This is a genomic window from Flavobacterium niveum (assembly GCF_055231775.1).
Window position 1 is genome coordinate 1 of the sequence record NZ_JBUYSX010000006.1, and the last position, 15,062, is coordinate 15,062.

The following is a 15,062-nucleotide window of genomic DNA, read 5'->3' on the forward strand; positions in this document are numbered from 1 at the left end:
GTTAGTCTTGCTTAGCAGCGTCATACCCCCGCCGTAGCGGGGGCATATACTGCTTGGCTTTTATTATTATTTTATTTCCCTGTTGATGTAAATCCAGCCGGTTTTGTTTTCACCGTTAGCGCGCTGGTACATGTAGAAGTAAGTACCCGTAGGAAGCTCATCACCACCGGCAGACTGTCCGCCCCACTGGTTAGTGTAAGCTCCGGTAAAGCTGTAAACCTCTCTACCGTAACGGTTAAATATTTCCAGTTTCCTTACATCAAGGTTAGAAAGGTCGAAGCTGTCGTTATCGCCATCATTGTTAGGCGAAATACCACGCTGTACTGCACAGCTTGTGTCGTCAATAGGCACTGTAGCCGATACCGCACAAGCAGCATTGCCGTTAGGCGTTACAACCACTTCGTAAATACCATCCTCAGTAATTACTATAGACTCACCGGTTCCGGCAGCAGCACCGGTGGTAGTATTAGTCCATGTGTAAGTAACATTATCAGGGGTGTACAGTTCTTCGGCATCATCAAATACCGCAGTAAGTACAAAGTTCAGTCCGTCACACTCGCCGGTAATAGGCAGTTCTACAGAAAGCAGTGGTGTAGGCGTTACCGTTACATCGAAGCTGTCTTCTTCCACACAAGTACCGTTAGTAGCGTATACGTAGATGGTTTGCGTTTCATAGATAGTAGTACCCGCAGCTATAGGTGATGTACCACCGGCAGCAGCATAGTAGCCGCCTACTGTAAGTGCAGGAAGCACATACTGGTCGCACACCGTTTGGTCGCCAGGGGTAGTTACCACAGGCAGTGTATCTATAGTTACAGTGAAGCTTCCTTCAGCAGTACAGCTTCCGCTTGTAGCTACCACATAAATGGTTTGCGAAGCAGTTAGCACATTGCCTTGTACCAGTTGTGTACCAGTAGCACCGGCACCGGTCCAGTACGCATTACCGGTAGGTATAGCACCTATGGTATAGCTGTTACAAGCTGCAACATTAGCAGGAACCGCAGGAACCGGGGTAGGAACGATTTCGATAGTGAAACTATCTTCATCATTACATATACCGTTTGAAGCATATACATATACTGTAGTAATACCGGCAGCGCTAAACACTTCACCATCTACTATTTGTAGACCTGTACCACCTGGATTTGTCCAGTAAGTATATTCGGCAGGTGAACCTGCAAGCGATAGTGTATAGCTATCGCATTGAATTACATTAGCAGGAGGAGTAACTACCGGTGTTTCTAAGATGGTAACAGTGAAACTGTCTTCACCAAAACATCCGTCAGGAGTTGTGTATCCTACATAGATAGTTTGCGTAGCAGTAATTGGCGTACCAACAGGAATTTCGTTAACACCAAGTGTTTCAGCATAATACTTATAATCTGCTACTGTAAGAGCAGGTAGTGTATAGCTATCACAAGCTACTTCATCATCCGGAGCAGTAACTTCAGGAGCAGGAGTAATTGTTACTATGAAGCTTGTTTCAGCTGTACAGTTTGGTAACGTACCACTTGAAGCAAGTACAAATATTTCATTAGCACCTACAGTAGTTATAGCATCACCGGCAGCAAGCTGTGTACCACCACCATTAGTTTCAGTATAGTATGCATTACCGGCACTTAGTGCAGGCAGTATGTAGTGACCACAATGTGTCTCATCGGCAAGGTCATCAGCTACCGGGGTAGGTATTACAGTAACGTTTACTGTAGCTGTACCCACACATCCGCTCTTGTTTACAACAACTTCATAAGCACCACCATCGGTAACAGTGATTTCAGGAGTAGTGTCAGCAAGGGTTTCACCATCGTGTGTCCATGTATAGGTTACTTCTTCAGGAAGGTAGTTACCAGGAGTTACAACGATTGTAGTTGAAGTACCTTCACAGATAGAAACATCTGGCGATACGGTAAACTCAGGCGATGTAGTCTGTACGATAAGATCGAACGGAGCTACGCCATCACAACCGGTTGTAGTATTAAATGCCCTTACATATACCGTTTGCAGGAACTGTGTAGTGTTAGTATACAGTGATGGAAGCGGGCTTGTACCCTCTTCTGCATCTGCTTCAGTAAGGTAGTAGCTTACCTGGAATTGTTCAGCATTCGCTACACCATCCAGTACTACAGCGTCATTCAGCGTAAGGTCGAATTCATCGTAACCTGAAGCATCACACTGGGTAAGGTCTTCCGGCTCGTTTACAACAACCTCTACCGGATCGTAGAACTCTACAAGGATAGTATCTGAAGTTTCGCAGGTAGATGAGAAGTAGTGTGCTACTACTGTATATTCACCTTCTTCGGTTACAGTAAGTGTAGGGCCTGTTTCACCTTCAATTTCAACATCGCCATTGTACCATGTAAATGAATACTCTTCAGGGTCAAGGCCGGCATCGATAGTAGCAGTACCACCAGAACATAGTGCAGTATTGCTATCTACAGTAAGGTCGGCACCAAGGTCTACATCACCGATATCAAACGGACCGATGAATACAGCCGAGTTAAGTGCGGTATCGTTCCTGTCGGCAATTACCAGTTTTATGTGGTACGTTTCACCTACAGTTACATCACTTTCTGCAAACATTTTCTTGGTAACACCATTGTAGTTAATAGGTGCAGATGCTGCAGGCTCTCCCGGAGGAAGGTAGTAAGCATCAAACCACTCTGGGTTTACAGAGGCACAGCCTGTGTTATACAGGTTATTACGTATGGTAAGTACCGATACGGCATCACCCGTACCCGGAACTACTGCAAGGTTTGTAGTGTTGTTAGACGCATCTGTAAGGAAGAATGCAAATGCATCTGAGAACGAACACTGGAATCCGCCGTATTCTTCTGAAGCGAAGATGAATGGGAACTTAATGTGTGTTGTAAGCGGTACAAAGTCAAACTCCAGTACGGTAGCATCGTTGTAATTCCATAATCCCGGGTCGATACCTTCAGCCTGAATGTAGTTAAACAGGTCGGTATCACCACCCCATCCGCCGCCGCTTAGCGAGGTAAGGTTAGGGCCTGCAGAATCCATGGCATTACCTGTAGCAAGTAACACACCTTCTTCTATACCGAATTCGCTGTTGCCTTGTCCAAACTTGGCAATACCTGTAGTAAGGTTGTTGCTGTCGCCACCTGTACTCCATGTAATGTTACTTACCGTAGCACAAAGTGAGCTTACAAGTACTTCAGAAACAAGTTCCGGTACAGTATATGTACTGTTATCAAGCTCTATAACCGCAGGTGTGGCCACACAAACATCAAAACTGTTGATGGCTGTAGGGTCGTTCATCCAGGTTACATAGGTCATTATATAGTAGGTTTGTCCAGGTACAAGGCCGCTTACGCTGGCGCCGCTGTCAAAACCACAGTATATTTCTTCGAATGTACCACACTCCCCGCTGTACACGGTAAAGTAAGGGAATATGTTTCCAGACACGTTGTTTATACTAATAGAATGGGTGCTGTTTGTAGCAGTGAAGCTAAACCACGCATCGTACTCTATAGTAGACCATGAGTTACAGCTTGGCGTAAGGCCTGAACCTGTAGAGCCAAGTAGTGTACCCGACACAAACTCGTCGCAATCTGCACCTGTGTTTACAGGTACTGTTACAGCGCCTTCACAATCGTCGTTAGCAAGGTCGGTCACAAAGTTTATAGGGCCGGCCCAGTTGCTGTTGCCGTTATCGCCGCCACATACCGCACGTACGTATACAGTGTATGGTGTACCCGGTGTAAGCTCGGTAATTGTATATGGGTTGTCTGAAGTAACAACGCCTGTATCTGTAGCTACCGGGAATGGCGAACCGTAAGGCAGTACAAGTACTTCCCACTGGGTAGCGCTGCCCATTTCTTCCCAACCAAATTCTGCAGATGTAAGTTCTATGTTATCTACAACAAGGTTTTGCGGCATAGGACACAGAGGAGGGTCACACGAAGGTGTACCTGTAAATATGGTAGCACCCAGCGTACCACCGCTTGCCGGTAGTGTAAAGAATGTTTCGTTGTACGAATCGTGTACCACAAGGCCAATGTTTTGTGTAGACCAGCCTGTGTTGTTCATTACAATGTTTATTTCCTCACCAGGACACAGTGGCACATCGTAGGTCATAGAATAACCCCATGTAAAGTCTGAACCGAAAGTAGCTACCGGTACACCTGCCTGGAATACAGTAAAGGTGTTTCCGCTGTTACCCCAGCCCTGGCTGTTGGTCATTTCAAAAGTATAGGTACACTGGTTCTCTGCCTCACACACCTGGGTGTGGAATGCAAACGGACCTGCCCATGAGCTGCTCTCAGTTTCACTACATACCATCCTTAGGTAGTATACGTAGTTTGTAGCAGGAGTAAGGCCTGTTGCGGTAGTAGGGTTTTCTGTAGTAAGTATACCGGTAGACGCATCTGTAGGTGCAGGATCTCCATCCGGTACTATATAATACTCCCAGTTACCTGTTTCAGGGCCATCCCATGCAAGTTCGGCAGTAGTAGTTGAAGTACTGTTTACAGTAAGGCCTGTAGGAGGCAAACATAGTGGTGTTTCACAATCAGCAGTACCGCTGTAAATTACCGTACCAGGAGTTTCTGTATCGTAGTCCATGGTATAGAACGTCTGGTCGAAGCTGTTTGTAATGCTAAGGCCCACCTGGAACGGCCAGTTGCCGCCATCTTCCCAATATACTTCAAATGGTACATCGTGACATAGTGGTACGGTTACTTCCTGAGACTGGCCTGTAGTAAAGGTAGAACCTATAACAGCTACCGTAGTGCCGTTTTGGGAAATTACCATATTAGCGCCATACCAGCCACCCCACCAGCTGCTCAGCATGGTAAAGGTATAGTTACATTGCTCTTCAGCAGGACACACAAGCGTACTGAAATCGAATGGGCCTGCCCACTCGCTGCTTTCAGTTTCGCTACATATCATACGTACATAGAACTGGTAGTTAGTAGCCTCAGTAAGGCCGGTTACCGTAGTAGGGTTATCAGTAGTTGCAGTACCGGCAGTTTCTGCAGTAGGTGCAGGGTCGCCATTTGGCACTACATAATATTCCCAGCTGCCTGTTTCCGGGCCAGCCCAGCTAATATCGGCAGTGGTTTGTGAAATGTTTGCTACAGCAAGTTCTGTAGGAGGCAAACACATAGGGTTATCACAGTCTACAGTACCGGTGTACAGCGAGCTGTTTTGGCTACCCACACCCGGAGCCTTAGTAAAGAAGGTTTGCCCGTAGTTGTTTTGTATAGCTACACCTACTTCGGCAGCCCAGTTACCACCGGCGTTCCAGTAAAGTTCAAACGGAACGTTGTTACACATCTGCACATCAACCTGTACAGGTCCTGCGCCAGATGGCAACGCAAGGGTTTCTACAACCACACCGTTTTGCAGAACATTCATAGTGTTACCGTTCCATCCGTCGCCAAATGAGTCAGTAAGCACAAAAGTATAAGTACACTGGTCTGCAGCCTCACATATCATAGTGTTGAATTCGTAAGGGCCAGCCCACTGGCTAAATGAACCGTCACCACAATCTGCCCTTACGTAGTACTCATAAGGGGTAGCCTGTGTAAGGCCAGATACGGTAAAGTCAGTGTTTGTAGAAGCAGGGGTACCAGATCCTGAAGGGATACCGCTGTCCGGAGCCTGAACCACTACTTCCCATGCCGTAGCACCTGTAGGGTTAGTCCATGAAAGGTCTGCCGACGTCATACCGATGTTATCAGTAGGAAGGCCTACCGGCGGCGCACATGTTACCTGTTGTATAACAAGGTTGTACGGGTTAGTCTGGTAGATATAGTTAGATATTACTATATAATACGTAGTACCTGCCGTAACGGCAAGTGTAGGTATAGAAGTAGAGTTAAACTGCCATCCTGTTACGGCACCGGCAGTACAGCTTACACCTATATCTTCGCAGCTGTCGTAAACAAATACACCCGAATACGTACCGGCATTGTTAAGGTCTACCTGAACAGTACCTGTAAAATCAGGGGTAAATGAATACACTACATCGTTACCGAAAAGGTAAGTCTCCCAACTACCTGCGGTACCACAACCAGATGTACCCGGTACACCGGTGTAGTTGTTAGCATAGTTACTCGTATTGTCTGTAGTAGAATACGGCAACGACGCTATTTCTATAGGAGCAGTACAGCTTTCGCCAAGGCCCACAGTAGTAAAGTTAAACGGCCCAACCCAGTTACTTTCTGAATCAGAACAAATAGCTTTTACATAATACCTGTAAGCAGTGTTGCTGTCCAGGTTTTCGGCTATATACGGTAGCGCACCAGAATATGGCACACCTGTACCCGTAGGAGTCTGCGTAGCAGGAATTATTTCTATTTCCCAGCTTACGGCAGTACCGTCCCAGCTTAGTTCGGCGCTGTCCAGGCCTACTTCTTCAGCAGTAAGGTTAGTAGGGTCAAGACATTGCTCTACCACACTAACGTTGTCTACCAGCCAGCGGTCGGCATCATCGCCCAACATTACAAATGCAATGCGAAGCGTTTGGCCTGTGTAGGTAGCCGGTATGGCCACCACCTTTTCCTCATACTCCTGCTGCACAGCATTCAGGGTAAGCTCGGTCCACTGTGTTACCTCAGTAAAGCCAGCAGGATCAGAACCGGTACCAATCATAATTTTGTAGATTGAGCCCTGGTCGTTGTTCTGCGTAAGACGCGAGAAGAAGCGCAGCTGCGCATTCGTAGGGATGTTTATGGCAGGGGTAATTAGCCAGTCTTCGGCAAAAGTACCCGACGCCACGTTTTCTTTGTTTAGGAAAGCAGCCTTAACGCCCTCGTAGGCTGGCTGTGCGGCAGAGTTGTTAGCCTGTACCCATTGCTGTACAGGTCCTGTAACGTTTACCACACTCCAGTCTGTAGGAGGCCAGCTGCCTTCAAAACCCTCCATGGCTAACTGGGCATAGCCTGTCAGCGTACAAAGGGCCATGAAAAACATCATAGTAATTTTTTTCATAGGTTTTTAAATTTAGCAGTTTATGTTCAAAATCCGAAAATAGGCAAAAATTCTTAACCTTTTTCAGTAAATATTAACTATAATTTAATTTTTGACTAAAAAAAACAAAATAGATTTCTTTTGTTACGTTTCTGTAAAATTCACTTTCATTTATTAAGAATCTTACAATTTAACATTTTTACTTTTTATATCTTTGCAGGGTCAGTAAAAAAATGAAAAATACACCTATAATATATTTCGCCTCAGACCAGCATTTCGGGGCTCCTACACCCGAAGAAAGCGCCCCGCGTGAACAAAAGTTTATCAAATGGCTGGACGGTATTAAGGAAGATGCCGATGTGCTTTTCCTGGTGGGCGACCTCTTCGATTTTTGGTTTGAATACAAAACCGTAGTGCCGCGCGGCTTTATACGTGTGCTGGGAAAACTGGCCGAACTGAAAGACCGCGGTATAGAAATACACTTCTTTACCGGCAACCACGACCTGTGGATGGACGATTATTTCGAAAAGGAACTGGGTATACCCGTATACCACCGCCCGCAGGAATTCACCTTTGGCAATAAAAGCTTCCTTATAGGGCACGGCGACGGCCTGGGCCCCGGCGACAAAGGGTACAAGCGCATGAAAAAGGTGTTTACCAACCCTTTTTCTAAATGGCTGTTCCGCTGGCTGCACCCCGATGTGGGCGTAAGGCTGGCGCAATACCTTTCGGTAAAGAACAAGTTGATTTCGGGCGATTCGGATGTGAAGTTTTTAGGCGAAGAAAACGAATGGCTCGTATTATATAGCAAGCGCAAGCTGGAAACCAGGCACTACGACTACCTTATCTTTGGCCACCGCCACCTGCCTATGGTGATAAACGTGGGGCCAAATTCTGAATACGTAAACCTGGGCGACTGGATTGTATACTTTACCTATGCCGTTTTTAAGGATGGTAAACTGGAATTGAAGAAGTTTTAAAAAGGGCACCGTAGAGACGTTGCAATGCAACGTCTCTACCAACGCAACCGCTGATTTTCATTGGTTGCAAAACCATCAACCAACAACCGACAACCAAAAAACTAATTTTTCCCCTCCCCGTTAAGGTACTCCTGCAAGCTTATCTTAAAGAGTGTACCCTCTACAAGGTCCTTTATTTCCAGGTATTCGTCATAGCTTACCGCAAGGTCTACCTCAGGCACCGGGGTTTTCAGCAGAAAACGGTGGCAGCGCCCCCTAAGGCGGCAGTTGCAGCAACTACCCTCTTCGCAGGCGGCGATATAACCCGAAAACTCCTCAAGCTGTGCAGGCGTAAGATAAAAGCCGGTTTGCCTGAATACAAGCTGCACGCGCTGCTTTACTACCTCATCATTCTTTTTCCAGTAAAAGGCCACGCCAAAATCGTTATGGTATACCTGGGCTATATCTTTCATACTAATGCTGGTTTTGTGCTGCACAAATGTAATTATTATTTAAAACCATTCTAAATAATATTACTTTTTTTCTGTTAAAAAAGTTTTAGCAAAGAATTAGTGTGTACTTTTGCAACAATGAAAAGAAAAATCGCCATATTAAACCTGGTGCTTATGGCTGTGGTACAGTTTACCATAGCCTATAAATCTTTTCACGCCTTTTCCCACAATTTAGAAAAGCACACCCATACCGAGCATGCCCTGAAAGGTAAGGCCGTTGTTAGCGCCGATACCCATGAAGAATGTAGCGTATGTGATTTCCATTTCGACTTCTTTATCGCGCCGCAGCAATTTTGCCTCAAGCTCGATTTCCCTTACACCCACATCCCTTACCAATACAACAGTATAGAAGGGGCCGCTTCTTTTACAGGAAGCCTCTTTGCCCTTCGGGCGCCCCCGGTTTTGGCATAAATAAAATAACCTGTTAGTTACGGGCGGCTGCACTATGGCTTTAAGCCAATGGTATGCAGTTCTTAAACATGGTGTACTACCACTGCCCTGTTTTATTTACCCACACCGGAAAATTATCATGCAAAAAATATTGCTGCTTATGGCCCTTATGGCCACAGGCTGGTGCATACACGCGCAGCATACCCTAAGCGGTACGGTGCGCACGGCAAAAAACCAGCCGCTGGACGGCGCACACATACACATAGGCGAAAGGCACGCCGCCACCCTGCCCGACGGTTCGTACGCCGTAAGCAACCTGCCTTCGGGCAACATACGGCTCGAAATAACCTACATAGGCTACCAGAGCCTGGACACCATCATAAACCTGCAGCACAACCTGGTGCTTGACGCAAGGCTGAAACCAAGCAGCAGCCAGCTACAGGAAGTGGTGGTTACCCAACGCGCAGTGACATCTGCCGTGGTGCATACCCAAAAGCTCAGCGCCGAAATACTGGAAAAATACAGCAACGCCACCCTGGGCGATGCCCTGCGCGAAGTAGCCGGGGTAAGTTCGCTACGCACGGGCAGCACCATAGTAAAGCCTGTGATAAACGGCCTGCACAGCAGCCGTGTACCTGTAATTACAAACGGCGTACGCCTGGAGGACCAGCAATGGGGTACCGAGCACGCACCTAACCTTGATGTGAATGCCGCGGGAAAAGTCACCGTTATTAAAGGAGCCGGTGCATTGCAGTACAGTGGCGATGCCGTGGGCGGGCTGGTACTGGTAGACCCGCTGAATATAGAAAAGGACACCCTTACCGGGCGCACCATACTCACCGCCGACAGCAACGGGCGCGGCAGCACCATTGCCACACACCTTAATAAAGGCGCCGAAAAAGGCTGGGCATGGAACCTGGGCGGCACGTTTAAATACCTTGGCGACCGTGAAGCCCCCGACTACGTACTGAGCAACACCGGCAACCGCGAAGCCAACTTCAGCGGGAATGTGAAATATATTGGCAATGGCTACACACTGGCCGCATCGTACAGTTATTATAATGCCATTATCGGTATTGCTACCGCTACGCACATCGGCAGCCTGGGCGATTTGGTACGTGCCATAAACAGCGGGAAGCCGAGTGTGGTAAACCCCTTCACCTATACTATAGGAGCGCCAAGGCAGGAAGTGCAGCACCATTTGGGTAAAATAAACTACACCCGTACCCTGGCCGATGCTTCGTCGCTTTCATTACAATATGCTTTCCAGATGAACCGCCGCGAGGAATTTGACCTGCACCGTGGTGCACTTGAAAATGTACCGGCACTGGACCTGACCCTGATTACCAATTCGGTCAATGCCGACTGGAAAAAGGAACAGGGCGACGACACCTACAAAGCCGGGGTGAGCGCCGCCTACCAGCACAACGGCGCAAGCCCCGATACCGGCATACGCCCACTGATACCCAATTACGATAAAATGGACGCCGGGGCTTACGGCATTTACAGCCACAGCTTCAGCCCTACCCTTAGCGGGGAGGCAGGCCTTCGGTACGACTTCAGCCATATAGATGCGAGCAAGTATTACCAGAAATCACGTTGGGACGATCTGGGATACAACGATGGTTCGTTTGACAACATCATCGTAGCCGACCTGGGAACGCAGTACCTTACCAACCCGAAGTTCACGTTCCATAATATTTCGGCAAGTGCGGGGTTGCGCAAAGAACTGAGCGATGCCCTAAGCCTTATGGGCAATGTAAGCCTGGCCATGCGCAACCCTAATGCCAGCGAACTCTTTAGCGACGGCCTGCACCACAGCAATGCCACTATAGAGTTGGGCAGCCTGCGTACGGAAAAGGAACGTTCGGTAAAAACATCGGTTACGTTGCTGAAATCGGCGGGGGCATTTACGTTTGAGGTTACTCCTTATATTAATAGCATCCACAACTTCATTTACCTGCAGCCTACCGGGCTGGAGTATACCATACGCGGGGCATTCCCGGTGTACCGTTACAAACAGACGGATGCCTTTATGGCGGGAACCGACCTGCACATTGATTATGCCATTACACCAAACCTCAGCTATGGGCTTAACGCCGCCTACATTTATGCGCAAAATACCCGCGACGATGTACCGCTTATCGACATGCCCCCGCTGAATGTAACAAACTCCCTGCGCTATACGGCACCGGGCAGCCACCGCTTTTTTGCCGAGCTGCGCAATGAAACCGTGAGCAGGCAGTGGCGCTACCCGGACTATAACTTCTATGCCGATATCCCTGATAATACCGGCACCGTAAATACGTATGTAGACATCAGCACACCGCCGCCTGCCTACAGCTTGTTGCATGTAGCTACGGGTGGGCAGTTTGCACTGGGTAAAACCACGGCATCGGTAAACCTGTCGGTGTTTAACGTGTTTAACACTACCTACCGCGACTACCTGAACCGCCAGCGCCTGTACACTGATGAAGTGGGCAGGAATGTGCAGGTACAGGTGAAACTGGCTTATTAGCTACTGAGCTTCTTAGCTACTTAGCGCATGAGCAATCTGAAAACTCTTAATATTAAAAACACACCCCTAACCCCTCTCAAGAGGGGAAAAGCTTCACTCATCCCGAAAGTCACGAAAAGAACACGGGGCGGTCATTGCGAGGAACGAAGCAATCTCATTATTAATGAATTGTCTTATGAGATTGCCGCGCTCCGTTCCTCCGCTCGCAATGACAGAACGTGCTTGAGGCCCGGGAAAACAAAAAAACATTTAGTAACACATTTTAAATTCCAATACTATCATGAAAAACGTGAAAATGATGGCGCTTACCGCCATAGCCGCAATGGCGCTTGCATCGTGCAGCGACGACAACGCACCTGTTATAGAAAACGAGGTGATTACTACCGTTACGGCTACCTTTACCCCTACTGCGGGCGGCACTGCCGTGGTATTGCAAAGCAAAGACCTGGACGGCGACGGGCCAAATGCCCCTGTAGTTACCGTAAGCGCACCCTTTACCGCCGGTGCTTCGTATACCGGTGCAGTTACTTTCCTTAACGAAGCGGTAAACCCGGCCGAGGACATCACCACGGAGATACACGAGCTGGATACGGAGCACCAGATTTTCTTCCAGCAGAGTGGCCTGGGTACTTTTGCTTACAGCGATACCGATGCTAACGGTCATCCTATAGGGCTTGCCTTTACCTACACAGCTGCACCTGCTGCTGCTGCAGGTAACCTTACCGTTACGCTAAGGCACCTGCCAAACAAATCAGGCTCAGGCGTTGCGGGTGGTGATATTACCAATGCAGGCGGCAGTACCGATGCAGAAGTGGTATTTCCGGTAAGCATACAGTAACCAAATATGGCACATCGGGCAGTACCGACAGCAGTTTGTACGGTATTACTGATGTGCCTTTTTTACTCTTACATCAACATTTCTTAAAAACCAGTGCGTTTTCCATAAAAAGCACAGACCAAATCAAGTTTTTATTAGAATAAATATTCTGATAAAGGAAATTTCTATTTATTTTAACAATTATCATTTTAATAAAAAAATACTGTATTTTTTGTTAATTTATTTTGTAACTTTAGGTATAACATTAAAAATCAGGCCCTAATCCATTACTTATGAATTCAAAATTTACAAACATCACCCGCATTTCCCTCGGACTTATTTTAATGCTTTTTGGCGCCAATAAAATTTACAACTTTATACCACTGCCCCAGCCACCCGCAGAAGCATCGAGCTTTATCAGCTCGCTTACCGATACCGGTTATATGCTGTCGGTCATCGCGATAGCCGAAATATGCATCGGCCTTATGCTGGTCATTAAGCTTTGGGTACCTTTTGCCTTACTGGTACTGGTACCGCTTTCGCTGAACATATTGTTGTTCCACCTTTTCTTAGACGTTCCGGGCATAGCCGCCGCCATAGTGGTAGCCGCGCTTAACTTTATACTCCTCTACAAGAACCGAAGGCGCTATGTGCCGCTGTTCAGAGAAGCGTATTAGTGCATCCATAACTAAAATTTCAGGTCCGGCACGGATTACATCATCCGCCCATTTTATACAAGCACACCCCTCCCGATGTAATCTGTGCCATTTCTTTAATCAGGCTTAGTTCATTACATTTGTACGAAAGCACATCGTATGAAAAAGATTTCTATAGCTTTGGCCACAGCCATAAGCTTAAACGCTACCGCACAAATGAAAGACCTGAAATACCCGCAAACCCGTAAGGACAATACCGTAGACACCTATTTTGGCACCGCCGTGCCCGACCCGTACCGCTGGCTGGAAGACGACCGCAGCGCCGAAACCGCCACATGGGTAAAAGCCGAAAATGAGGTTACCGATGCCTACCTGGCACAGATACCATTCCGAGATGCGATAAAGAAACGCCTGGAGGAACTGTGGAACTACGAACGCATATCGGCCCCGTTTACCGAGGGCAGCTACACCTATTACTATAAAAACAACGGCCTGCAAAACCAGAGCGTACTGTACCGCAAGGGCAAAGACGGCAAGGAAGAGGTATTCCTGGACCCGAATACCTTCAGTAAGGACGGCACCACTTCGCTATCATCCATACGATTCAACAAGAAGGGCAACCTGGCTTCGTACATGATATCGGAAGGGGGCAGCGACTGGGGCAAGGTGATTATTATAGATGCCGTGACCAAAAAGCAGCTGGGCACTATAGAAAATGTAAAGTTTAGCGGCATGGCCTGGCAGGGCAGCGAAGGCTTTTACTACAGCACCTACGATAAGCCCGAGGGCAGCCTGCTTTCGGCAAAGACCGACCAGCACAAGCTGTACTTCCACAAGATGGGCACAGAACAAAAGGACGACAAAGTGATTTTTGGCGACAGCGAAAAAAACCGCTACGTAGGCGGCTCCCTTACCGAAGACGAACGCTACCTTATAGTAAGCGCTGCCAACAGCACCTACGGGAATAAGCTGTATGTAAAAGACCTGAGCAAACCGAACAGCACCTTCCTGCCCATTGCAGACAACTACAGCAACAGCACCGGCGTTATAGACAGCAAAGGCACTACCCTGTACCTGCGTACCGACTATAATGCGCCGAACAACCGCGTGGTAACGGTAGATGCCGCACACCCGCAGCAGGAAAACTGGAAAGACCTTATCCCCGAAACAGAAAATGTACTGTCTGTTACCGATGGTGGCGGCTACCTGTTTGCCACCTATATGAAAGATGCTATTTCGCTGGTAAAGCAGTTTGACTATAACGGTAAGCTGCTGCGCGAAATAAGCCTGCCGGGCATAGGTACGGCTTCGGGTTTTGGAGGGAAACACGAAGAGAAAACACTGTACTATTCGTTTACCAACTATGTTACACCAGGCAACATTTATGCCTTTGACCCAAAAACGGGCAAATCTACCCTGTACCAAAAGCCAAAAATAGGCTTTAACAGCGAAGACTATACCAGCGAACAGGTGTTTTATACGAGTAAAGACGGCACTAAGGTACCGATGATCATCACTTATAAAAAAGGCCTGAAGCGCGACGGTAAAAACCCTACCATGTTGTATGGCTACGGCGGGTTTAACGTAAGCCTTACCCCGGCGTTCAGCATATCGAATGCGGTGTGGCTGGAAAACGGCGGTGTCTATGCCGTGCCGAACCTTCGCGGTGGTGGTGAGTACGGACGCAAATGGCACGATGCCGGCACCAAGCTGCAAAAGCAAAATGTGTTTGACGATTTTATATCCGCAGCCGAATACCTCATCAGCAACGGGTACACCTCGCCTGATTACCTTGCCATACGCGGGGGCAGTAACGGCGGCCTGCTGGTAGGCGCCTGTATGACCCAGCGCCCCGAACTGTTTAAAGTGGCGCTGCCTGCCGTAGGCGTTATGGACATGCTACGCTACCACAAGTTCACCGCAGGTGCGGGTTGGGCTTACGACTACGGTACGGCAGACGATAACAAGGAAATGTTTGATTACCTGAAAGGATATTCTCCGGTGCAATCGCTTAAGAAAGGCACCCGCTACCCCGCCACGCTGGTTACAACCGGCGACCATGACGACCGTGTAGTGCCTGCGCACAGCTTTAAGTTTGCCGCCACACTACAGGAATGCCAGGACGGCAGTGCCCCGGTACTGATACGCATAGAAACCAATGCCGGGCACGGTGCAGGGAAATCTATAGCACAAACCATAGCCGAGCTTACCGACGTGCAGGCGTTTACTTTGTTTAATATGGGAATTAAGGCACTGAAATAACGACAATAAACA

8 protein-coding genes are annotated in these 15,062 nt (G+C 47.9%); 6 read left to right on the top strand and 2 right to left on the bottom strand.

What is annotated here, in order from left to right:
- Positions 1 to 66: 66 nt before the first annotated feature.
- On the bottom strand, positions 67 to 6,957 hold the full coding sequence (locus tag ACZIX4_RS14915) for a choice-of-anchor L domain-containing protein (protein WP_463336434.1): 6,891 nt from the start codon (positions 6,955 to 6,957) through the stop codon (positions 67 to 69).
- 212 nt (positions 6,958 to 7,169) lie between these two features.
- Between ACZIX4_RS14915 and ACZIX4_RS14920 the strand changes: the two genes are divergently transcribed.
- The gene (locus tag ACZIX4_RS14920) at positions 7,170 to 7,916 is read left to right on the top strand and encodes a UDP-2,3-diacylglucosamine diphosphatase (protein ID WP_463336435.1); all 747 of its coding nucleotides are present in this window, start codon (positions 7,170 to 7,172) and stop codon (positions 7,914 to 7,916) included.
- Between the two features lie 101 nt (positions 7,917 to 8,017).
- Here ACZIX4_RS14920 and ACZIX4_RS14925 read toward each other — a convergent pair whose 3' ends face one another.
- On the bottom strand, positions 8,018 to 8,368 hold the full coding sequence (locus ACZIX4_RS14925) for a hypothetical protein (protein ID WP_463336436.1): 351 nt from the start codon (positions 8,366 to 8,368) through the stop codon (positions 8,018 to 8,020).
- A 117-nt stretch (positions 8,369 to 8,485) separates the two neighbouring features.
- On the opposite strand from ACZIX4_RS14925, the gene ACZIX4_RS14930 reads away from it, so the two are divergent.
- From ACZIX4_RS14930 to ACZIX4_RS14950, 5 genes are all read left to right on the top strand, one after another.
- Entirely contained in the window at positions 8,486 to 8,818 is a 333-nt protein-coding gene (locus ACZIX4_RS14930; RefSeq protein ID WP_463336437.1) for a hypothetical protein, read from the top strand.
- Positions 8,819 to 8,936: 118 nt separating this feature from the next.
- The gene (locus tag ACZIX4_RS14935; protein ID WP_463336438.1) at positions 8,937 to 11,315 is read left to right on the top strand and encodes a TonB-dependent receptor; all 2,379 of its coding nucleotides are present in this window, start codon (positions 8,937 to 8,939) and stop codon (positions 11,313 to 11,315) included.
- A 280-nt stretch (positions 11,316 to 11,595) separates the two neighbouring features.
- Positions 11,596 to 12,153 carry a type 1 periplasmic binding fold superfamily protein gene (locus ACZIX4_RS14940; protein WP_463336439.1) on the top strand — a complete coding sequence of 186 codons (558 nt, stop codon included), beginning with the start codon at positions 11,596 to 11,598 and terminating at the stop codon, positions 12,151 to 12,153.
- Between the two features lie 272 nt (positions 12,154 to 12,425).
- Complete coding sequence (locus ACZIX4_RS14945) at positions 12,426 to 12,809, top strand: DoxX family membrane protein (protein WP_463336440.1); 384 nt, start codon at positions 12,426 to 12,428, stop codon at positions 12,807 to 12,809.
- Positions 12,810 to 12,947: 138 nt separating this feature from the next.
- On the top strand, positions 12,948 to 15,050 hold the full coding sequence (locus ACZIX4_RS14950; RefSeq protein ID WP_463336441.1) for a prolyl oligopeptidase family serine peptidase: 2,103 nt from the start codon (positions 12,948 to 12,950) through the stop codon (positions 15,048 to 15,050).
- Positions 15,051 to 15,062: the final 12 nt, after the last annotated feature.